The 18216-nt window shown below is 72.3% G+C and carries 21 protein-coding genes; 12 read left to right on the forward strand and 9 right to left on the reverse strand.

Annotated elements, in window-relative coordinates; all coding sequences use genetic code 11:
* Positions 1-254 precede the first annotated feature (254 nt).
* The 6 genes from A3IG_RS0123835 to A3IG_RS0123865 all read right to left on the reverse strand — a co-directional run bounded on the left by A3IG_RS0123835 (position 255) and on the right by A3IG_RS0123865 (position 5554).
* Positions 255-545: a DUF1416 domain-containing protein gene (locus A3IG_RS0123835; protein ID WP_018386113.1), complete on the reverse strand. Its 291-nt coding sequence runs from the start codon at positions 543-545 to the stop codon at positions 255-257.
* A gap of 82 nt (positions 546-627) precedes the next feature.
* The gene (locus tag A3IG_RS0123840) at positions 628-1467 is read right to left on the reverse strand and encodes a sulfurtransferase (RefSeq protein ID WP_018386114.1); all 840 of its coding nucleotides are present in this window, start codon (positions 1465-1467) and stop codon (positions 628-630) included.
* 421 nt (positions 1468-1888) lie between these two features.
* Positions 1889-2605 (reverse strand): LmeA family phospholipid-binding protein, encoded by a 717-nt coding sequence (locus A3IG_RS0123845; RefSeq protein ID WP_018386115.1) that lies wholly within the window; start codon positions 2603-2605, stop codon positions 1889-1891.
* A gap of 39 nt (positions 2606-2644) precedes the next feature.
* Entirely contained in the window at positions 2645-4147 is a 1503-nt protein-coding gene (locus tag A3IG_RS0123850) for a hypothetical protein (protein ID WP_078500896.1), read from the reverse strand.
* An 11-nt stretch (positions 4148-4158) separates the two neighbouring features.
* Complete coding sequence (locus A3IG_RS0123860; protein WP_018386118.1) at positions 4159-4443, reverse strand: MoaD/ThiS family protein; 285 nt, start codon at positions 4441-4443, stop codon at positions 4159-4161.
* 169 nt (positions 4444-4612) lie between these two features.
* Entirely contained in the window at positions 4613-5554 is a 942-nt protein-coding gene (locus tag A3IG_RS0123865) for an alpha/beta hydrolase (protein WP_078500898.1), read from the reverse strand.
* A 244-nt stretch (positions 5555-5798) separates the two neighbouring features.
* Here A3IG_RS0123865 and A3IG_RS0123870 point away from each other — a divergent pair, with 244 nt between their 5' ends.
* The 5 genes from A3IG_RS0123870 to A3IG_RS0123890 all read left to right on the forward strand — a co-directional run bounded on the left by A3IG_RS0123870 (position 5799) and on the right by A3IG_RS0123890 (position 11057).
* Positions 5799-6620 carry a response regulator transcription factor gene (locus A3IG_RS0123870; RefSeq protein ID WP_018386120.1) on the forward strand — a complete coding sequence of 274 codons (822 nt, stop codon included), beginning with the start codon at positions 5799-5801 and terminating at the stop codon, positions 6618-6620.
* A 48-nt stretch (positions 6621-6668) separates the two neighbouring features.
* Positions 6669-7709 carry a LacI family DNA-binding transcriptional regulator gene (locus A3IG_RS0123875; protein ID WP_018386121.1) on the forward strand — a complete coding sequence of 347 codons (1041 nt, stop codon included), beginning with the start codon at positions 6669-6671 and terminating at the stop codon, positions 7707-7709.
* A 153-nt stretch (positions 7710-7862) separates the two neighbouring features.
* On the forward strand, positions 7863-8570 hold the full coding sequence (locus A3IG_RS0123880; RefSeq protein ID WP_018386122.1) for a response regulator transcription factor: 708 nt from the start codon (positions 7863-7865) through the stop codon (positions 8568-8570).
* The gene (locus tag A3IG_RS0123885) at positions 8567-9991 is read left to right on the forward strand and encodes a HAMP domain-containing sensor histidine kinase (protein WP_018386123.1); all 1425 of its coding nucleotides are present in this window, start codon (positions 8567-8569) and stop codon (positions 9989-9991) included. Before A3IG_RS0123880 ends, A3IG_RS0123885 begins: the two co-directional genes overlap by 4 nt.
* 211 nt (positions 9992-10202) lie before the next feature.
* Positions 10203-11057: a putative protein N(5)-glutamine methyltransferase gene (locus A3IG_RS0123890; protein WP_018386124.1), complete on the forward strand. Its 855-nt coding sequence runs from the start codon at positions 10203-10205 to the stop codon at positions 11055-11057.
* A 40-nt stretch (positions 11058-11097) separates the two neighbouring features.
* On the opposite strand, the gene A3IG_RS0123895 is transcribed toward A3IG_RS0123890, so the two are convergent.
* Positions 11098-11607: an ArsR/SmtB family transcription factor gene (locus A3IG_RS0123895; RefSeq protein ID WP_018386125.1), complete on the reverse strand. Its 510-nt coding sequence runs from the start codon at positions 11605-11607 to the stop codon at positions 11098-11100.
* A gap of 98 nt (positions 11608-11705) precedes the next feature.
* Between A3IG_RS0123895 and A3IG_RS31065 the strand changes: the two genes are divergently transcribed.
* The gene (locus tag A3IG_RS31065; protein ID WP_018386126.1) at positions 11706-12977 is read left to right on the forward strand and encodes an MFS transporter; all 1272 of its coding nucleotides are present in this window, start codon (positions 11706-11708) and stop codon (positions 12975-12977) included.
* On the opposite strand, the gene A3IG_RS31070 is transcribed toward A3IG_RS31065, so the two are convergent.
* Positions 12974-13333 (reverse strand): ATP-binding protein, encoded by a 360-nt coding sequence (locus A3IG_RS31070; protein WP_018386127.1) that lies wholly within the window; start codon positions 13331-13333, stop codon positions 12974-12976. The two genes, A3IG_RS31065 and A3IG_RS31070, sit on opposite strands and share 4 nt — an antisense overlap.
* 203 nt (positions 13334-13536) lie before the next feature.
* Here A3IG_RS31070 and A3IG_RS0123910 point away from each other — a divergent pair, with 203 nt between their 5' ends.
* From A3IG_RS0123910 to A3IG_RS0123925, 4 genes are read left to right on the forward strand one after another with little or no spacing between them, the layout of a single operon-like run.
* The gene (locus A3IG_RS0123910) at positions 13537-14388 is read left to right on the forward strand and encodes a helix-turn-helix domain-containing protein (protein ID WP_026220603.1); all 852 of its coding nucleotides are present in this window, start codon (positions 13537-13539) and stop codon (positions 14386-14388) included.
* 9 nt (positions 14389-14397) lie between these two features.
* Positions 14398-14589 (forward strand): DUF397 domain-containing protein, encoded by a 192-nt coding sequence (locus tag A3IG_RS0123915; protein ID WP_018386129.1) that lies wholly within the window; start codon positions 14398-14400, stop codon positions 14587-14589.
* A 32-nt stretch (positions 14590-14621) separates the two neighbouring features.
* The gene (locus A3IG_RS31075; protein WP_157862234.1) at positions 14622-15029 is read left to right on the forward strand and encodes a DUF5753 domain-containing protein; all 408 of its coding nucleotides are present in this window, start codon (positions 14622-14624) and stop codon (positions 15027-15029) included.
* A 3-nt stretch (positions 15030-15032) separates the two neighbouring features.
* Positions 15033-15233, forward strand: a complete 201-nt coding sequence (locus A3IG_RS0123925; RefSeq protein ID WP_018386131.1) for a DUF397 domain-containing protein — start codon at positions 15033-15035, stop codon at positions 15231-15233.
* Between the two features lie 19 nt (positions 15234-15252).
* Here the strand turns inward: A3IG_RS0123925 and A3IG_RS0123930 are convergent, their stop codons facing one another.
* Positions 15253-16134 carry a sigma-70 family RNA polymerase sigma factor gene (locus tag A3IG_RS0123930; protein ID WP_018386132.1) on the reverse strand — a complete coding sequence of 294 codons (882 nt, stop codon included), beginning with the start codon at positions 16132-16134 and terminating at the stop codon, positions 15253-15255.
* A 159-nt stretch (positions 16135-16293) separates the two neighbouring features.
* Here A3IG_RS0123930 and A3IG_RS0123935 point away from each other — a divergent pair, with 159 nt between their 5' ends.
* Together A3IG_RS0123935 and A3IG_RS0123940 are read left to right on the forward strand one after the other, a co-directional pair.
* Positions 16294-16770 carry an RrF2 family transcriptional regulator gene (locus A3IG_RS0123935; RefSeq protein ID WP_018386133.1) on the forward strand — a complete coding sequence of 159 codons (477 nt, stop codon included), beginning with the start codon at positions 16294-16296 and terminating at the stop codon, positions 16768-16770.
* A 20-nt stretch (positions 16771-16790) separates the two neighbouring features.
* Positions 16791-18014 (forward strand): MFS transporter, encoded by a 1224-nt coding sequence (locus A3IG_RS0123940; protein ID WP_236719050.1) that lies wholly within the window; start codon positions 16791-16793, stop codon positions 18012-18014.
* Positions 18015-18216: the final 202 nt, after the last annotated feature.

The following is an 18216-nucleotide window of genomic DNA, read 5'->3' on the forward strand; positions in this document are numbered from 1 at the left end:
CCCGCCACAGGACCCCGTTCGGCAGGGGGCCGGGAACGCGGGGACGGGACTCGGGGGACGGGTCCGCGTCCCGTGGCCGTCGGCCGGCAGTGACGCCACGAGACGCGGTCTCGTTGAGTGAGACGCCGTCTTTGCGTGCGAGGCGCGGTCCTTGCGCGGGATGGCGGTCCTTGCGCGGGATGTGGACCGCGCGGGCGCCCGCCCACGGCGACGCGGGGTCACCGTGCGCGGAGCGTCCGGTCGCGCCGGGGCCGTCAGACGGCGATGGCGACCTCGGCCCGGGCGCCCTTCTCGGCCAGCACCACGGTCCGGTCCGCCGTGGCCCCGGGGACCAGGGCGCGCAGGGTCCAGGTGCCCGGGGCGGCGAAGAACCGGAACTGCCCGGACGCCGAGGTCGGCACCTCGGCGGTGAACTCACCGCCGTCGTCCAGCAGCCGCACGTAGCCGCTGACCGGCTCGCCGCCCCTGGTCACCGAACCCTGGATGATGGTTTCCTCCGCGCCGATGCCCGCCAGGTCGGGGCCGCCTGCCTTCGCTCCACACATGGTCCTTGCTCTTCCTTCGGTTGGGGTCTGGAACGCCCGAGGGCTGCGACGCCCCGGGCTGGAACGTCCGGTCGTGACCGGGTCACTCGCCGGAGCCGACCTCGATGGGCACGCCGACCAGGGAGCCGTACTCGGTCCACGAGCCGTCGTAGTTCTTCACGTTCGGCTGGTCGAGCAGCTCGTGCAGGACGAACCAGGTGAGGGCGGAGCGCTCGCCGATGCGGCAGTAGGCGATGGTGTCCTTGCCCAGATCGACGGCCTCGGCCTCGTAGAGCGCCCGCAGTTCCTCGTCGGACTTGAAGGTGCCGTCGTCGTTGGCGTTCTTGGACCACGGGATGTTGCGGGCCGACGGCACGTGGCCGGGGCGCTGGGACTGCTCCTGGGGCAGGTGCGCCGGGGCGAGCAGACGCCCGGAGAACTCGTCGGGCGAACGCACGTCCACCAGGTTCAGCTTGCCGATGGCGGCCACCACGTCGTCGCGGAACGCCCGGATGGACGGGTCCTGCTCCTTGGCCCGGTACTGGGTGGCCGGACGGCTCGGGACCTCGGCGACCAGCTCCCGGGAGTCCAGCTCCCACTTCTTGCGACCGCCGTCGAGCAGCTTGACCGGGCCGTGGCCGTAGAGCTTGAAGTACCAGTAGGCGTAGGACGCGAACCAGTTGTTGTTGCCGCCGTAGAGGACCACGGTGTCGTCGTTGGCGATGCCCCGGGAGGAGAGCAGCGCTTCGAAGCCGGCCCTGTCGATGAAGTCGCGGCGCACCGGGTCCTGGAGGTCCTGCCTCCAGTCGATCTTCACGGCGTTGCGGATGTGGTTCTTGTCGTAGGCCGAGGTGTCCTCGTCAACCTCCACGACGACCACCTTGGGGTCATCGAGGTGGCTCTGGACCCAGTCGGCGTCCACGAGGACGTCGCTACGGCTCATGGTTGTCTCCTCGGGGGGGCAGGGTGCGGCGCTAACCGCGACGGATCGTCGGCTCCATGGGGGTTCCGGCGTGCGGCGGGGCGCTTCTCGTCACGCGGCGGGGGCGGCGGACAGCGCGCTGCGGCGGTGGGAGAGGCGGGGAAACGTCATGCGGGGCCACGGATGTGGCGGCACGGCCCGGCTCTTCAGGGCATTCGAATGCACATTCGACACAGGCAGGCGCCCGTGCGGCACAGGTCAATCGCCCGCCGCCTGGTCAGCACCGCCTGTCGCCTCATGGCCTCGATCGTAGGGAGGTCTCGTGCTGCTTGTCATGGTGATATCAGATGCCGAGACAGATTTGTCCAAATAGCGAGAGATTCCAGAGTCCACGCGAATCCGGTCCCTCGAGTTGGGTGCCCCTGCTCCCCGGGATCATGTCTCAGTTCACGGACACGTTGGTGAGGGACACCCGGGAACCCTCCAGGGTGATGGCGATTCCCTCGGGCTCCGCCCGGACCTGGGTCAGCTCGAGGCCGTCCGGGAGCCCGGTGATCTGCTTCGAGAAGTCGGTGTGCTGGCGCACCCGGTCCTCCATCTCCGGTGAGCGGTCCTCGCCCGGTATGGACTTCGCGCGGACCTGCACCGTGTCGCCGTCCACCAGCTTGATCTCGCTGACCAGGCTCAGGTTGCCCAGAAGCGGGACGTTGCTGGAGACCTTGACCTCGCTCACCCCCGCCTTGTCGCTCTCGCCGCCGTAGCTGAGGGTGACCCCGGCCGGTGCGGCGGCGGACAGGTCCTCGTAACTGATCAGCGCGGTCCCCGTCGCGCGGTCGGCGGTGGCGGCCGAGAAGCCGCTGGAGAACGAGACGCTGTGCAGGTTGGCCGTGAACTTGGTGATCCGCACCGAGGAGCCGTCCGAGCCGTTCGCCCGCAGGCCCTTGGCCGAGGCGTGCACCTCGTCCAGCTCCCCGAACGCCAACTGGGTGAGGAAGGGGAAGCCGTCGATGGAGACGTCCGGGTCGCCGTCCACCTGCCGGGAGTTCTTCAACTCGTCCGCGGCCATGGACTCGGCCACCGTCACGGCGATGCGGTCGGCGGCGATGAAGAGGACGCAGAGCACAACAAGCGTGATCAGCAGTGGACGTGCGACTCGCATGTGAGTTCCCCCAGGTGGTTTCACCTGAGCCTAACGGCACTATCCCGCCACAACCCTCCCCATCACGTACACGACCGGCGCCGCTACGGCCAGTGGCAGCGACACCCCGGCGGTGAAGTGCACGAACCGGGAGGGGAAGTCGTAACTGGCCAGGCGGTGCCCGATCAGTGCGGCGCAGCCCACGGGGAGAGCGGTCAGAGCGCCGCCGCCCGCGCCGACGTCGACGTACCCGCCGGCGATCGCCCCGGCCCCCGTGGCAGCGGCCAGGGACGCCGCCACGGACGCCGCCAACGGCAGCGGAAGCGCCCGGACCAGCACGGCCGCGCCGACGGCGGCCACGCCTATCAGCACGGGGGCGCCGGTGGCCCACTCCTCGCCCTCGCTGCCCTGGGCGCCGACGCTCCAGGCCGCGACCAGGCCGGAGGCGAGCACCGTGGCGGTGGCGGAGGTCATGGTGACGGTGAGGGCGTAGAGCCGCTCGTCAGGCCCGCCGCGGTGGCGCAGTTGGAGCACCAGGACGAGGAGGAACCACACCCCGAGGGTGCCGATGGCCACCGCGGGGGCGTGCTCCCCGTCGAGGGCGAGCATCACCACGTCGGCGGTGAGCCCTCCGGCGAAGGCGAGGGCGATGCCCTGCCGGGCCGGCCACATGCCGTTGAGGCGGAACACCCCGGCCGCGGTGACCGCCTGGAGCAGCACGGCCGCCACGGCGAGCCCCGGCCGGGACAGCCCGGCGGTCAACCCGAGCAACAGGCAGAGACCGGCCGTGATCAGTGCCGGCTGTATCCCCGGCTCGATGATCGGAGACCCGGTCCGCGCCGGGGCCCCGGGCGGCGCGGACGGCGACGGTGGGCTGACGGTGGCGGTCGTCGCGGCGGGCGGGGCCGTGACGAGCGGGGAGTCGGCTGCCTGGCGGTGGGATGTCGCCCCGGCATCGGGCGCCCCGGGGAGCCGGTGCCGACCTGGAGCGCCGCCGGACGGTCGGACGGCCGCGGCCTGCGGGGCGGCGACCTTGGGCATGGGCCGGGTGACGTCGTCAAGCCCCTGCCCGACTCCGTGCGCCGGGCCGCCGTGCGCCGGGTGTCCGTGCGCCGGGCCGCCGTGGGGCGGCCCGGCGGGAGTGGGGTGTGCGGGGGACGGCGGCGGGCCCGCGGGGGGCGCCCCCTCGTGCGGGAGGTACCCGTACGCCTGGTCCCCGTGCGTCGGGGAGCCGTACGGCTGGTCTCCGCGCGGGAGGTTGCCGTACGCCTGGTCTCCCTGGGGCGGGTAGCCGTACGGCTGGTCCCCGTGCGGGAAGGCTCCATGCGGCTGGTCCCCCTGGGGTGGGTAGCCGTACGGCTGGCCTCCCCCGGCGGGGGCCGGGTGTCCCTGCTGCCCCGCGGGGCCGCCGGCGTAGGGCTCGCCCGGGTGTGCCGGGGCGGGGTGGCCGCCGGTCAGGTGGCCGTCGGCCGGGGGGAACCCCTCGGGATGCCCCTGCTGGTACGGGTGCGGCGGTGGGCGGTGTGCCCGCTGCTGTGACTGATCCCATTCGGACGTTGCCATCGCGCCTGTCCTCACCCTCCAGCGAACGGCGGCAGGACCTCGACCGTGCCGCCATCGACCAGCTTCACGTCGCGGTGGTCCCTCGCGCCCACCGGATCGCCGTCCACCAGGAACGAGCAGGCGGCCAGCACCCGTGCGAACTCCGGCCGGCCCTGGTGGCGCTCCCTGGCCGCGGCCAGCGCGTCGGCGAGCGTCTCGGCGCGGTACGGCTCCTCGGCCGTCCCCGCCGCCGATCGGGCAGCGGCCCAGTAACGGATGGTGCCGCCGGGGAACTGGTCCCCGACTTGTGCGGCCATGACGGCTCCTCGTTCCGACTGCGTGCGTGCTCATGCGTCTGCCGGTGCCGGTGCTTGACCCGGCCCCGCGCCCGCGGACCCCCGCCCTCTCGCGGGACCGTGGGTCCATCATGGCGCCTGTTGGTGACCCCCTCGCAACGCCCTGTGGATAACCCGGGAACTTCCCAGGTCAGCGGGTCCGCTCCACCAGCCAGCCGCCGATCCGCCGGAGCAGCGCCGGCCCAGCCGCGTTCTCCGCGTGACCGAACCCCCGCTCCACCCACAGTTCGCAGGAGTCACCGGCGGCCGCGGCGAGCGACCGGGGGTGGTCCAGTGGGAAGTAGGCGTCCCGGTCGCCGTGCACCACCAACAGCGGACAGCGGATGTCGGCCACCGCCCTGACCGGGGGGAGTGGCACCCGATCCCACTCGCGCGGGTGCACCCGGGTGCCCAGGGCGATCCGGGACACCAGCCGACCACCAGGTCGGGTCACCACCCAGTGCAACCGGCGCATGGGAGCCGTCCCGCGGTAGTACCAGCGCGCCGGCGCGCTCACCGAGACCACCGCGGCAACGTGCGCCTCCTCGTGCTTCCGTGCCGCCGGCCAGGGGCCCTTCCCCGTCCGCGGGGCCGCACCCGCGTCCGCGGCTCCGGCAGCCACCCGGGCCCCGATCCCCCGTGTGCCCTCCCGCTCCGTCCCCGCGTGCCGCAGCACCACCGAGCCACCCATGGAGAAGCCGACCGTGGCCACCCTGCGGTAGCCGAGCGAGCGCGCCCAGCGCACCGCCGCGTCCAGGTCGAGCACCTCCCGATCACCCACCGTGGACCGTCCACCGGACCGACCGTGTCCCCGGAAGGAGAACGTCACCACGCCCCCGAACTCGGCGAACACCCGTGCTGCCCGTTGTACCGCGGGCCGGCCGAGCGCCCCGGTGAACCCGTGGGCCACCACGATCGCCAGCCCTGCGCCCCCGGCCACCTCGTCCCGGCGCTCCCCCGGAACGGCCGACGGGGCCACCGGAAGATGGGCCGCCTCGATGGGCACCCCGTCATCGGTGAGGAGTACCGCGCGCCCGGGCAGCGGCCCTCGCGACGCCGTCACCAAACCCCGCGAAACTGCCCGAACATGCATTTTCTCGATCTCCGCTTCGGGGCTCATGTGGGTTATTGTGCTGGGCAGAGGGATCCGGGCAGCGTTGCCACCGGGTCCCTTCGCGCTTTCCGGCCGGGAGTGACGCAGCAGGAGTCCGCGCGGGGACCGAGGAGGTTCACATGGGCAGGAGAAGTGTTCCGGACCACAGACGCGGTGGGCGGTGCCCGCACCGGGTCGCCGACCGTGCGCCCCGCGTGCCTTCCGAACGCGGGGGTGCACGCCGGTGAGCTCCCTGCTGCTCCTGACCAACACCCTGCAGTCGTCGGCGGAGGTGCTGCCCGCGCTGGGCCTGCTGCTGCACCACGTGCGGGTCGCCCCGGCAGAAGGCGCAGCGCTCGTGGACACACCCGGCGCGGACGTGATCCTCGTTGATGGCCGCCGCGACCTCACGCAGGTCCGCAGCCTGTGCCAACTGCTGCGGTCCACCGGGCCCGGCTGCCCGCTGCTGCTGGTGGTCACCGAGGGCGGGCTGGCCGCCGTCACCGCCGAATGGGGCGTCGACGACGTGCTGCTGGACACCGCGGGGCCCGCTGAGGTGGAGGCCAGGCTGCGGCTGGCGCTCGGTCGGCAGGACATCGTCACCGACGACGTCCCGACGGAGATCCGCAACGGCGACCTGTCCGTGGACGAGGCCACCTACAGCGCGAAACTCAGGGGCCGGGTGCTCGACCTGACGTTCAAGGAGTTCGAACTCCTGAAGTACCTCGCCCAGCACCCGGGGCGGGTCTTCACCCGGGCGCAGCTCCTCCAGGAGGTCTGGGGCTACGACTACTTCGGCGGCACCCGGACCGTGGACGTGCACGTGCGGCGGCTGCGCGCCAAGCTCGGCCCCGAGCACGAGTCGCTGATCGGCACGGTCCGCAACGTCGGCTACCGTTTCGTGATCCCGGACAAGTCGGAACACCAGCCCTCGCGCGGGCAGGGCTCCGGGGGGCGTCAGGGCGGCGTGGGTGGTGCGGGTGCCGCCGGCGGCGGCGAGAACGGGGCGGAAGGCTCCGGGCGGCCCTCCGCGGCGGGTGCCTCGGCGGCCCGCCGGTCCCAGTGAGCGGACGGGGCGGGAACGGTGTCGGTAAACCCGCGTAGACTTGCCCCCGTGCCCAAGGTGACGCGCGACGATGTGGCCAGGCTTGCGGGGACCTCGACCGCGGTCGTCAGCTACGTCATCAACAATGGACCCCGGCCGGTCGCCCCGGCCACCCGGGAGCGGGTGCTCGCCGCGATCAAACAGCTCGGCTACCGGCCGGACCGGGTCGCCCAGGCGATGGCCAGCCGCCGCACCGACCTGATAGGGCTGGTGCTGCCCGACGCCAGACAGCCGTTCTTCGCCGAGATGGCGCACGCGGTGGAACAGGCCGCCGCCGAGCGCGGCAAGATCGTACTCATAGGCAACAGCGACTACCTGGACGAGCGCGAGGTGCACTACCTCCGCGCGTTCCTGGGGATGCGGGTCTCCGGCCTGATCCTGATCAGCCAGGGCCCTTCCGAGCACGCCGCGGAGGAGATCGCGGCGTGGGACGCCCGGGTCGTTCTGCTGCACCGCAGGCCAGAGGCGATCGACGACGTGGCGGTGCTCACCGACGACATCGGCGGTGCCCTGCTCGCCACCCGCCACCTGCTGGAGCACGGCCACCCCTACGTCGCCTGCCTCGGCGGTCCGGACACCACCCCCGACGTCGGCGACCCGGTGACCGACCACGTCGAAGGCTGGCGGCGGGCGATGGAGGAGGCGGGTCACCCCACCGAGGGACGGTTGTTCCAGTCCCCGTTCAACCGGTACGACACCTACCGCGCCGCCCTGGACCTGCTCAGCGGCCCTGACCGGCCGCCGGCCGTCGTCTGCGCCACCGACGACCAGGCCATCGGGGTGCTGCGGGCCGCCAGGGAACTCGGTCTCGAGGTGCCCCGCGACCTGGCCGTGGCCGGTTTCGACGACGTCAAGGAGGCGGCGCTGACCGACCCGCCGCTGACCACGGTCTCCTCCGACCGCCAGGCCATGGCCCGGGCCGCGGTGGACCTCGTCCTCGACGACACCCCTCAGGCGACGACGGGCCTGCGGCAGCGGGTGCGGCAGTTCCCGTCCCAGCTCGTCGTGCGCCGCTCCTGCGGCTGCGGCGAGCCACCCCGTCGGCCCTGACAGCCGGACTCCTCACCCCCCCGCTCCGTTCCCACCGTCCTCGTGAGCCAGTCCTCGTGAGCCAGTTGACGCTAAGGCCGTTCCTGGGGGCCGTTCTCCTGATCCGGTCCTCTTGAGCCCGTCCTTATCCGTGCCCACGGACAATGGGCGGACATGAGCGACAACGGCGAACCCGCCCAGATCCTCGTCGTGGACGACGAACCCGCCGTCCGCGAAGCACTGCGCCGAAGCCTGCACTTCGAGGGGTACCAGGTGCACCTCGCCGGCGACGGCCTGGCCGCCCTGGACCAGATCGCCGCGGCTCCGCCGGACGTCGTCCTCCTGGACGTGCTGATGCCCCGGATGGACGGGCTCACCACCGCCCGCCGGCTGCGCGCCTCCGGCTCGGCCGTGCCGCTGCTGATGCTCACCGCCCGGGACACCGTCGGCGACCGGGTCACCGGGCTCGACGCCGGCGCCGACGACTACCTGGTGAAACCCTTCGAACTGGACGAACTGCTGGCCAGGGTGCGGGCACTGCTGCGGCGCAGCGCGCTCAACGCCGCCCCGGACACCCGCGACGTCCTGGCCTTCGACGACCTGCGGATGGACGTGGCCAGCCGGGAGGTCACCCGGGCCGGCCGGCCGGTGGAGCTCACCCGCACCGAGTTCGCCCTGCTGGAACTGTTCCTCTCACACCCCCGTCGGGTCCTCACCCGGCACCAGATCCTGCGGATGGTGTGGGGCTTCGACTTCGAGCCGACCTCCAACTCCCTCGACGTCTACGTGATGTACCTGCGGCGCAAGACGGAGGCCGGTGGCCTGCCCCGCCTGGTGCACACCGTGCGCGGGGTCGGCTACGTGCTGCGGGCAGACGGATGATCAGGTCGCTGCCCCTGCGCTCCCGGCTGGCCCTGCTGACCGCGTTGGCGGTCGCGGCGGCGGTGGCCGCGTCCGCGTTCGCGTGTTGGCTCATCACCCGGCAGAAACTCCTCGGTGAGCTGGACGACGCACTGGTGAGCAACGCCAAGCCCGCGGCGCTCGTTCCGCTGCTGCGCAACGGCTGTCCTGGTCCGCCGCCGGGAAAGGTGCTCCTGCGGGCTCCGCTGGACCAGTCGGCGACGCAGTTGGTGCTGGCGGACGGCCAACGGTGCCCGCTGAGCGGGGTGAGCCCGGTGCGGGTGCAGGAGGCCGACCGGGCGGTCGCGGCGGGGGAGCGCCCCACCGCGCTGCACGACGGCACGACCGACGACGGGCGGCGGATGCGGGTCTACACCGTGTTCAGCCCGAACATCGGGGCCGCGGTGTCGGTGGCCCGACCGCTGAAGGAGACCGAGGACGCCCTGCACAGCCTGGCGCTGCTCCTCACGGCGGTCGCCGCCGTGGGGGTGGTGGGCGCCGGCGCGGCGGGGCTGTTGGTCGCCAGGACCGGGTTGCGTCCCGTGAACGGGCTGATCGACGCGGTCGAGTACATCGCCAGGACGGAGGACCTGAGCACGTCGATCCCGGTGCGCGGCCGGGACGAGATCGCCCGGCTGAGCAGCTCGTTCAACACCATGACCCGCGCACTGGCCTCCTCCCGGGAGCGCCAGCGACAACTGGTCGCGGACGCCGGCCACGAGTTGCGCACCCCGTTGACGTCGCTGAGCACCAACGTGGACCTGCTGCTGCGCAGCGAGCGGACCGGCCGGCCGCTGCCGGCGGACGACCGGCGCACCCTGCTGGTCAGCGTGCGCGCCCAGATGAGGGAGCTGACCAGCCTCGTCGGGGACCTCCTGGAGCTGTCCCGGCCGGCCGGGGCGTCAGGGGCAGCACCGGGCGTGGTGGCGTTGCACCAGGTGGTCGAACGCGCCCTGGAACGGGTCAGGTTGCGCGGCCCCGGCTTGTCCCTGCGCGTGGACCTGGCCCCGTGGTACGCCCGGGGCGATCCGGCGGCGCTGGAACGGGCGGTGGTGAACCTGCTGGACAACGCGGTGAAGTTCAGCCCGCCTGGCGGTGTGGTGCAGGTGCGGCTGGCAGCCGGTGAGCTGTCGGTGCGGGACCACGGCCCCGGCATCCCGGCGGTGGACCTGCCGCACGTCTTCCACCGTTTCTGGCGCTCGGAGTCGGCCAGGAGCCTGCCGGGCAGTGGGCTCGGCCTGTCCATCGTCGCCCGCACCGTCCGCCAGACCGGCGGCACCGTCACCCTCGGTCCGGCCCCGGGCGGCGGCACGGTCGCCCGGCTGCGGTTGCCCGGCGCCCCCACCCCGCCCCCGGACGGGGACCCGGCGTCCGAGCCCCCTGCGGAGTCCGTGCCGCTGTAGCCCGGGACGGCGCTCCCCCGTGGACGTCCGCCGCGACCACCGGGGGCGCCGTACCCGGCTCGGGTATGGTGGCTGTTCCCGTACGGCCGCGATCGAGGAGGTGGGACCCATCACCGCTGTGCCACGCCCGGTGCCCTTGGCCCACGGCCGCCTCGTTCCCGTCGGATAGGTGGCGCGCCCAGGGTGCTCTTCCTTCTCCCGGGAGGCTCCCATGCCCGTGTCCCCACCCTCTCTTCCCCTGACCGTCCCGCCGTCCGTCATCGACCGCCTGCGGGCCGCGGGTTGCGTCTTCGCCGAGGACGAGGCGCGCCTGCTGGTCGCCGCCGCACGAACCCCCGACGAACTCGCCGCCCTCGTGCGGCGGCGGATCGACGGCCTGCCCCTGGAACACGTGCTGGGCTGGGCGGAGTTCTGCGGTTCGCGGGTCACGGTGACTCCGGGGGTCTTCGTGCCCAGGCCGCGCACCGAGTTCCTGGTCCACCAGGCCGCGGCGGGCCTGCCGCGTCCCGGGGACCCGTCCCGGCGTCCGGTGGTGGTTGACCTGTGCTGCGGGTCGGGGGCCGTGGGCGTGGCGTTGGCCGCGGCCCTGCGGCCAGACCGCCAGGGCGCGGACCGGAACACCGTGGAGCTGCACGCCGTGGACATCGACCCCACCGCGGTGCGCTGCGCCAGGACCAACGTCGCCGCCGTCGGTGGCCGGGTGTACCAGGGTGACCTGTACCAACCCCTGCCGGCTGACCTGGTCGGCCGCGTGGACGTGCTGGTGGTCAACGCCCCCTACGTGCCCACGGAGGAGATCGAGCTGTTGCCGGTGGAGGCCCGCGAGCACGAGCCGAGGGTGGCCCTGGACGGCGGTGCGGACGGCCTCGAGGTGCAGCGACGGGTCACCGCACGGGCGGCCCGCTGGCTGGCCCCCGGCGGGCGGCTGTTGATCGAGACCAGCCGGAGCCAGGCCCACCTGACCGTGCGCGCCATGACCCTCGGCGGTCTGCTGACCGAGGTGGCCCGCTCGCAGGAGTACCAGGCGACGGTGGTGGTGGGCACCAGGGCGGCGGGCAGGAGCTGACGCCCGGCGTTCAGTCCCCGTCCCGGCGCAGCCGGCGTGTTCAGTCCCCGTCCCGGCGCATGGGGAAGGCCATCACGGTGAGGCCGACCGGAACGGTGCCGGGTGAGCGCGGCGTTCGGGCCGCCGCGTGCAACTCGTCGAAGACGGCCGTCAGCCGGTCGAGCGCCTGCTGCCACACCTCCGGGTCAAGCCACAGCTCGGCGTCCACCGTCACCCCCTGCCCTTCGAGGGAGCGGTGGACGGCCCGTTCCCGCAGGGTGTGTGCCAGGACCTCGGCCAGCAGCGGGGAGCCCTCCCGCCGGTCGGACAGCGGTGAGCCGGCGACGGCCCGGTAACGGCGTTCCCGCCCGCCGCGCCGGACGCGTTCCTCGGCCAGTTCCACCAGCCCCACCGCGTCCAGCCGGCGCAGGTGCTGGCTGGCCAGGGCGTGGGAGACGTCGAGTTCCCTGGCGAGTTCGGCGGCGGACATCGGGCCGGGCCACATCAGGGTCATCATCCGCAGCCGCAACGGGTGGGCGAGTGCGCGCAGGACGGGGTCGATGTCGGTCACACGGGCCAGTAAAACGCAGACCGAGCGGTCCCGTCGGGCCCTTCGGGCTCCCCCTAGCAAATGATTGGGGGTAGTCTGCCGGCGATGGAGGGAGGGGAGTGGACGGCAACCTCCTGCTGATCCTGCGTGACCGCGACACCGCTCTCTACCTGGGCGGACGCACCGTGTCGGCCTTCGGGGACACGGCGATGTCGCTCGCTGCGGGCATCTGGGTCAAGACGCTCACCGGCTCGGACAGCCTCGCCGCCCTGGTCGGCTTCTGCTTCTGGCTCCCGACCTTCGCCGGTCCGGCCATCGGCACGGTCGCGGACCGGGTCCGCCGTCGGCCGTTGCTGATCGGCACCAACCTGGCCCTCGCCGGGGTGCTGATCCTTCCGCTGGCCGTCCGCTCCGAACAGCACGTCTGGCTGCTGTTCGTGGTGCTCGGCCTGGTAGGCGCGGGCACCGTGCTCGCCGACGCCGCCGAGGTCGCGCTGCTGACGGCCATCGTCCCCGCCGAACTGCGAGGCCACCTCAACGGCCTGGTACGGACCGCTCTGGAGAGCGCCAAGCTGCTCGCCCCACTGGCCGGCGCTGGTCTGTTCGCCCTCGCGGGCGGACACGCGGTGGCCCTGCTTGACTCCCTCACCTTCCTCGCCACCGCGCTGGTCTTCGCCCTGATCCGGACCCGTGAGGCCGCTCCCGCGCCGAGCCGACGCCCATGGCGGAAGGAACTCGGGGCCGGCGTCGGCTACCTGTGGAGCCACGCGACGCTCCGCCCACTGGTCCTCACCGGAGGCGTGGCCCTGTTGGCGTCCAGCCTGAGCAGCACCGCCACCTACGCGCTGCTGGACGTGGGCCTGGGGCTGACGCCGGCCTTCGCCGGGGTCCTCACCGCGTCCCAGGGACTGGGCTCGGTGGTCAGCGGGCTCACCTCCGGCGCCCTGCTGCGCCGGGTCCCCGAACGGGCCTTCGCCGCCGCAGGCACAGCGGCGTTCGCCCTGGGCTGCCTCCTGCGGGCCGTTCCGTGGACGCCGGGCGTCGTCCTCGGCAGCCTGCTGGTCGGACTCGGCCTGCCGTGCCCGCTGCTCGCCGCCCTCACCGCGCTGCAACGGGAAACCCCGGACGCGCTCCTCGGCCGCGTCGCGGCCACGGCCAACACGCTGATCTTCACCCCGGCCGGGCTCGGCCTGCTCATCGGCACCGGCATGGTGGCCGGCCTGGACCACCGCGTCCAGCTCCTCACCGCCGGCGGGCTGGCCCTGGTGACCGCAGCGGCGCTGGTCCGGCCGGCGGCCCGGGTCCCGACCGGTGACGTGGACCCCGTCCACCCCGATCACGCCGATCACCCCGATCAGGAACGACTCGTCCCGGCGCCTGAGCGTGGCTAGCCCCGAACGTCGAACCAGAGCAGTTTGCCGTGACGACCGTTGTCGGCCGGCCCCCCGTCCGCCGCGTGCCCGCCCCAGTCGGCGGCGCAACGCCGGACGAGGAGGAGGCCGCGCCCTCCGTCGGCCTCCAGGTCGGTGCCGTCGGAAGGGGCGTGTGGGGCCACGGCCCGGTGGAAGGTGGATGGCACGTCAGGGTTGCTGTCCCAGACGCTGACCCGTACCCGGCCCTCGTTGTCCGTGCCGTGCACCCGCAGGGATGACGGACCGGCCGAGTGCAGAACGGCGTTGGTGACCATTTCGCTGGTCAGCAGCTCGGCGTCGGGGAGGCACGCGGTGAGTCCGTGGGAGGACAGCACAGCCCGCAGGGTGGCCCGGGCGACGCGGGGAGCGCGGGGATCGCGAGGTAGTTGCAGGCGTAGACGAACTCCATGGGAAACCTCCTGGGGAGGAGCGGAGTTGAGTGGAGTGCGTCAGACGGTAGCGAGTAGGTCTGATGGATTCTACGAACTCGGTGGAATCTATTAGGTAGTTACTCGTTTGAGTGAAGGCTGGGATGACCATGGCGCCCCGGACCGCCCCCACGGCACGCCAACTGCGCTTGGGGCTTGAGCTCCGCAAGCTGAGAGAACGCGCTGGGCTGACTGCGCGTGAGGCGGGGGAGATGCTCGGAGCCAACCAGGCGACCATCAGCAACATCGAAACCGGCCGTTTCGGGTTGAGCGCCCAGCGAGTGCGTGCCCTGGCGCGCAACTACTCCTGCGCTGACCAGGCACTGGTCGAGGCTCTGGTGGCGATGACCGGAGAGCGCAGAAGGGGTTGGTGGGAGGAGTACCGGGAGGTCCTGCCGACCGGCCTGCTCGACCTCGCCGAACTGGAACACCATGCGATACGGCTGCGCACCGCCGACACCGCGCACATCCCCGGTCTGCTCCAGGTACCGGACCACGCGCGGGAGGTGTTCAGCCAGGTCGTGCCAGCGCTCGCGCCACCAGAGGTGGAGCATCGCGTGTCCCACCGTGCCAAGCGTCAGGCGATCCTTTTCCGGGACCCTCCGACGCCGTATCACGCGACCGTTCACGAGGCCGCACTCCGCATGAAGTTCGGTGGTGCGGGAGTCACCCGCAAGCAGCTTCAGCACATCGTGGACATGAGTGAGCGAGAACACGTCACCGTGGTGGTGTTGCCCTTCGACGCCGGGGCGTATCCGGGCTCAGGACAGTCAGTCTGTTATGCGCAGGGCCCGGTCCCGCAGCTCGACACCGTGCAACTCGACCAGTCACACGGTTCCGTGCTCCTGGACGCCGAAGCACAGTTGAACAAGTACCGCGTCCTCCTCGACCGGATGGCAGCGGTAGCACTCGGTCCGGAGAAGTCGCGCGACCTCATCTTCAGCATCATCCGCAACCTGTGAAGGGAAAACATGTCCACCTACGACTGGCAGAAGTCCTCCTACTGCGGCGAGGGCAACTCGTGCGTCAACGTCGCCGCCGCCCCCGACGGCACCGTGCGGCTGCGGGAGAGTGCGCAGCCGGACGCGGTGCTCGCCGTCAGCCGCGACCAGTTCCGGGCGCTGATACGCGGCATCAAGGCGGGAGAGTTCCCGGCCCGCTGACCGACCACGCCTGTGATGCCTCGGCTGGGTCGTTGACTCCGTATGTCATGGTCGGGCAAGCGATCCTCTACCGGGAGAAACCGACGCCGTACACGGCGGTCATCCACGAAGCTGCGCTGCGGATGGGGGTCGGTGGGACAGCCACGAGCCGAGCCCAACGCGATCACCTGGTGAGCATGAGCGAACGTGAGGGCATTACGGTCCTGGTCGTGCCATTCGGAGCAACGGCTTTCCCCGGCAGCGGCCAGGGAGTGGATCAGGCGCACGGTCCCGTGCCCCAGCTCGACACCGTGTTGATCGACAGTAATCACGGAGTTGAGTTCCTTGACTCAGAAGCCCAGTTGGCGAAGTACCGCACTCTGCTGGACCGTATGGAAGCGAGCGCACTCAACCCATCAGAATCGCGTGCCTTCCTGCGCCGCGTTGCAGAGAGCGGATGAACGATGTCGAACACTCCCGAACTCAACTGGCACACATCGTCCTACTGCGGCGACGCCATCAACTGCGTCAATGTCGCCGCCGCCCCCGACGGCACCGTGCGGCTGCGGGAGAGTGCGCAGCCGGACGCGGTGCTCGCCGTCAGCCGCGACCAGTTCCAGGCGCTGATACGCGGCATCAAGGCCGGGGAGTTCACGGCCCGTTGACCGACTCCGGCGGCAGCCGTCAAAGGCCCAGCGCTGCCAGGTCAAGCCGGCCGAGGCGCTCGGGGTCGGAGAGGGCATCGATGGCGACGATCCTGCCGTGCCTCACGGTGAACGCCATCAGCGAGATCGCCCGTCCCTCGGACACCGCCACGACCCCCGCGGCGCCGTTGACCAGGACCGCGTGGCTGGACCTGGCCAGGTGGCCGTAGGTCACGGCCCCTGCGGCGATTGTCGCGGCGCCCCGGACGAGGACCGACGGCTTCTCGGTTCCGGGGTCGGAGCGGAGCACCACGTCGGGGTCGAGGACCGCGAGCAGACCTTCGAAGTCGCCGTCCCTGGCCGCGGCGAGGAAGGCGTCCACGACCTCGCGCTGACGCGTCACGTCGGCGTCCGGGTCAGGGGCCGCCCCCCGGACACGGCGGCGGGCGCGGCTGGCGAGTTGCCGGGTGGCCGCGGGGGTGCGTCCGACGACGGGGGCGATCTCGTCGAACGGCAGCCCGAACGTGTCGTGCAGCACGAACGCCAGCCGTTCGGCCGGGCTGAGCGTGTCCAGCACCACGAGGAGCGCGAGGCCGACCGAGTCCGCCAGCAGCACCTGCTGTTCGGGATCGACCTCGTCGTAGCGGGTCACGACCGGGTCGGGCAGTCGGGTGCCTTCCAGGGGTTTCTCGGCGCGGGTGGACCGGGAGCGCAACATGTTCAACGAGATCCGGGCGACGATCGTGGTCATCCACCCGTCGAGGTTCTCCACCCCGTCGGTGCCGGCGCGGGTGATCCGGAGCCATGTCTCCTGAACGGCGTCGTCGGCCTCGGCCAGCGAGCCGAGCAGCCGGTAGGCCACCGCACGCAGACGGCTCCGGTGCTGCTCGAACCGTTCCGCCAGGAATTCCTGCTCGTCCATGGGTCACATACCTCCGTCGCGTGTCGCCAGTGTGGTGACCCGCGGGCCGTCACCGGTGTGACGTGCGGCGCACAACGGGCCAACGTGAGGAGCGTCACGGTGGGGGAGCGTCCCGGCAGGCGGTGGACCAGCGATCAAGGACATGTAGGGTCCCCTTTCATGAGGATGGGCGAGGGGGTCGAATGGGGAGTGCACTGTTGCGCGACGCTCGCCTGGTTGCAGGGTGAGGGGCCGGTCCCGATCCGTCGGCTCGCCACGTGGTTCGACCTGCCGCAGGAGTACCTGAAGAAGCGGCTCCAGGCGCTGGCCCGCGCTGGCATCCTGGCCTCGACTCCGGGGGTCAGGGGTGGGTTCTCCCTAGCCAGGGCGCCGGAGCAGATCACCTTGCTGGACGTGGTCACCGCCTTGGAGGGCCCGGCCGAACTGTTCGGGTGCTCCGAGATCCGCCAGCGCGGCGCGGGGTCCCTGGGTGGTGACAGCGAGTTCGTACAGCCCTGTGGGGTCGCCGTCGCCATGCGTCGCGCCGAGTTGGCCTGGCGCCGGGAGCTGGCGGGCCAGACCATCGCCGACCTGATGGCCCTTGCCCCGCGGAGCGGGGAACGCACGCTGAGGAACTACCGGAACATGACTGACTGACGGGGGAGGAGCCGGTGGTCGTGAGGACGAGCGCGCAAGGAAAAGGGATATCAGGTGTCCCTGATCGATCGCGGACCGCAGCGGCCGAACCCGCCCCGCGCGGGCTCGGGGCCACCCTGGTCCTGGCGCTGGGCACCTTCGCCGTCGGCACCGACGCCTTCGTGGTCGCCGGGTTCCTGCCCGCGATGGCTGACTCCCTGAACGTCTCCGAGGGGGCGGCAGGACAGTCCGCGACCGTCTTCGCCATCGCCTACGCCGTGCTCGCGCCGGTGTTGGCCACCGCCGCCGCCCGGGTGCCGCGGCGCGCCCTGCTGGTGGCGGCGTTGGTGGTGCTGGCGCTTGCCAACCTGGGCTCGGCGCTCGCCCCCAGCTATCCGGTGTTGATGGCCACCCGCGTGCTCGCCGCGGTCGGCGCCGCCGCGTTCACGCCCAACGCCGGCGCGGTCGCGTCCGCGCTGGTCTCCCCCGCGCAGCGGGCCCGTGCGCTGGCCGTGGTGGTCGGCGGCCTCACCGTGGCCACGGCGCTGGGCGTGCCGCTGGGCAACGCCGCCGGGAGGGTCCTCGACTGGCGGGTCACCCTGGGCCTGGTGGCGGCGCTGTGCGCGGTGTGCGCCGTGGGGGTCCGCCTCGTCATGCCCGCGCTGTCCGGCGCCCCGCACCTCGCCTTGCGGCGGCGTCTCGCCGCTTTGCGCCGACCGGGCGTGGTGACGGTGCTGCCGCTGTCCGTCCTGGGCCTGACCGCCAGCTACGGGCTGTACGCGTACACCGTTCCCGTCCTGCGGGCGCTGGGCGTGGGGGCGTCGGCGGAGACCTGGCTGCTGTTCCTGTACGGGGTCGGGGCGGTCATCGGCAACCTCGTGGCTGGCGCCGCGGGGGACCGTCACGGTCCGGTCCCGGTGCTGGCAGTGGGGTACGTGGCGCTCGCCGTCACCCTGGGCGTGTTCACCTGGGCGACCGCCTCTGGCGCGCACTGGCCCGTGCTGGCGGGGGCGCTGATGCTCGGCTGGGGGATGAGCACCTGGTTCCAGACGCCGCTCCAGCAGCTCCGCCTGATCAACGCGGCTCCGGAGGAGACCGCCGTTGTCGTCGGCCTCAACGCGTCCGCCCTCTACGCGGGCATCGCCCTCGGCACCGCGCTGTGCGGGGTCCTCCTCCCATGGGGCGGCGCCCCGGCGGCGCTGGGCACGTGCACCGCCCTGGCCGTGGTCTGCCTGGTGTACCTCGGGGCTACACGCCACCGGTGAGCCTTGCCGGGCCCGCGCTCGTCCGCGCGGGCCCGTGGGTGGTTCAGTCGTCGTGGAACAGTTCGTCTGCGGTGGAGACGGTGAATGCGCGGTCGAGCCAGCGGTCNAGGGTTTCGGGGTCGGTGCACTCGGTGATGCGGTCCCAGGACTTGCCGGTGCCGATGCCGCGGCGTTCCAGCACCCGGAGCACCATGCGGGCCCG

The sequence above is a fragment of the Wenjunlia vitaminophila DSM 41686 genome (assembly GCF_000380165.1).
Classification (GTDB): Bacteria; Actinomycetota; Actinomycetes; order Streptomycetales; family Streptomycetaceae; genus Wenjunlia; species Wenjunlia vitaminophila.

Excerpts from the sequence above, each read along its gene's own strand:
- A3IG_RS0123835 (WP_018386113.1), bottom strand. The coding sequence starts at position 545 with ATGTGTGGAGCGAAGGCAGGCGGCCCCGACCTGGCGGGCATCGGCGCG.
- A3IG_RS0123840 (WP_018386114.1), bottom strand. The coding sequence starts at position 1,467 with ATGAGCCGTAGCGACGTCCTCGTGGACGCCGACTGGGTCCAGAGCCAC.
- A3IG_RS0123845 (WP_018386115.1), bottom strand. The coding sequence starts at position 2,605 with ATGCGAGTCGCACGTCCACTGCTGATCACGCTTGTTGTGCTCTGCGTC.
- A3IG_RS0123850 (WP_078500896.1), bottom strand. The coding sequence starts at position 4,147 with ATGGCAACGTCCGAATGGGATCAGTCACAGCAGCGGGCACACCGCCCA.
- A3IG_RS0123860 (WP_018386118.1), bottom strand. The coding sequence starts at position 4,443 with ATGGCCGCACAAGTCGGGGACCAGTTCCCCGGCGGCACCATCCGTTAC.
- A3IG_RS0123865 (WP_078500898.1), bottom strand. The coding sequence starts at position 5,554 with ATGCATGTTCGGGCAGTTTCGCGGGGTTTGGTGACGGCGTCGCGAGGG.
- A3IG_RS0123880 (WP_018386122.1), top strand. The coding sequence starts at position 7,863 with ATGAGCGACAACGGCGAACCCGCCCAGATCCTCGTCGTGGACGACGAA.
- A3IG_RS0123885 (WP_018386123.1), top strand. The coding sequence starts at position 8,567 with ATGATCAGGTCGCTGCCCCTGCGCTCCCGGCTGGCCCTGCTGACCGCG.
- A3IG_RS0123890 (WP_018386124.1), top strand. The coding sequence starts at position 10,203 with ATGCCCGTGTCCCCACCCTCTCTTCCCCTGACCGTCCCGCCGTCCGTC.
- A3IG_RS0123910 (WP_026220603.1), top strand. The coding sequence starts at position 13,537 with ATGGCGCCCCGGACCGCCCCCACGGCACGCCAACTGCGCTTGGGGCTT.
- A3IG_RS0123915 (WP_018386129.1), top strand. The coding sequence starts at position 14,398 with ATGTCCACCTACGACTGGCAGAAGTCCTCCTACTGCGGCGAGGGCAAC.
- A3IG_RS0123925 (WP_018386131.1), top strand. The coding sequence starts at position 15,033 with ATGTCGAACACTCCCGAACTCAACTGGCACACATCGTCCTACTGCGGC.
- A3IG_RS0123930 (WP_018386132.1), bottom strand. The coding sequence starts at position 16,134 with ATGGACGAGCAGGAATTCCTGGCGGAACGGTTCGAGCAGCACCGGAGC.
- A3IG_RS0123935 (WP_018386133.1), top strand. The coding sequence starts at position 16,294 with ATGAGGATGGGCGAGGGGGTCGAATGGGGAGTGCACTGTTGCGCGACG.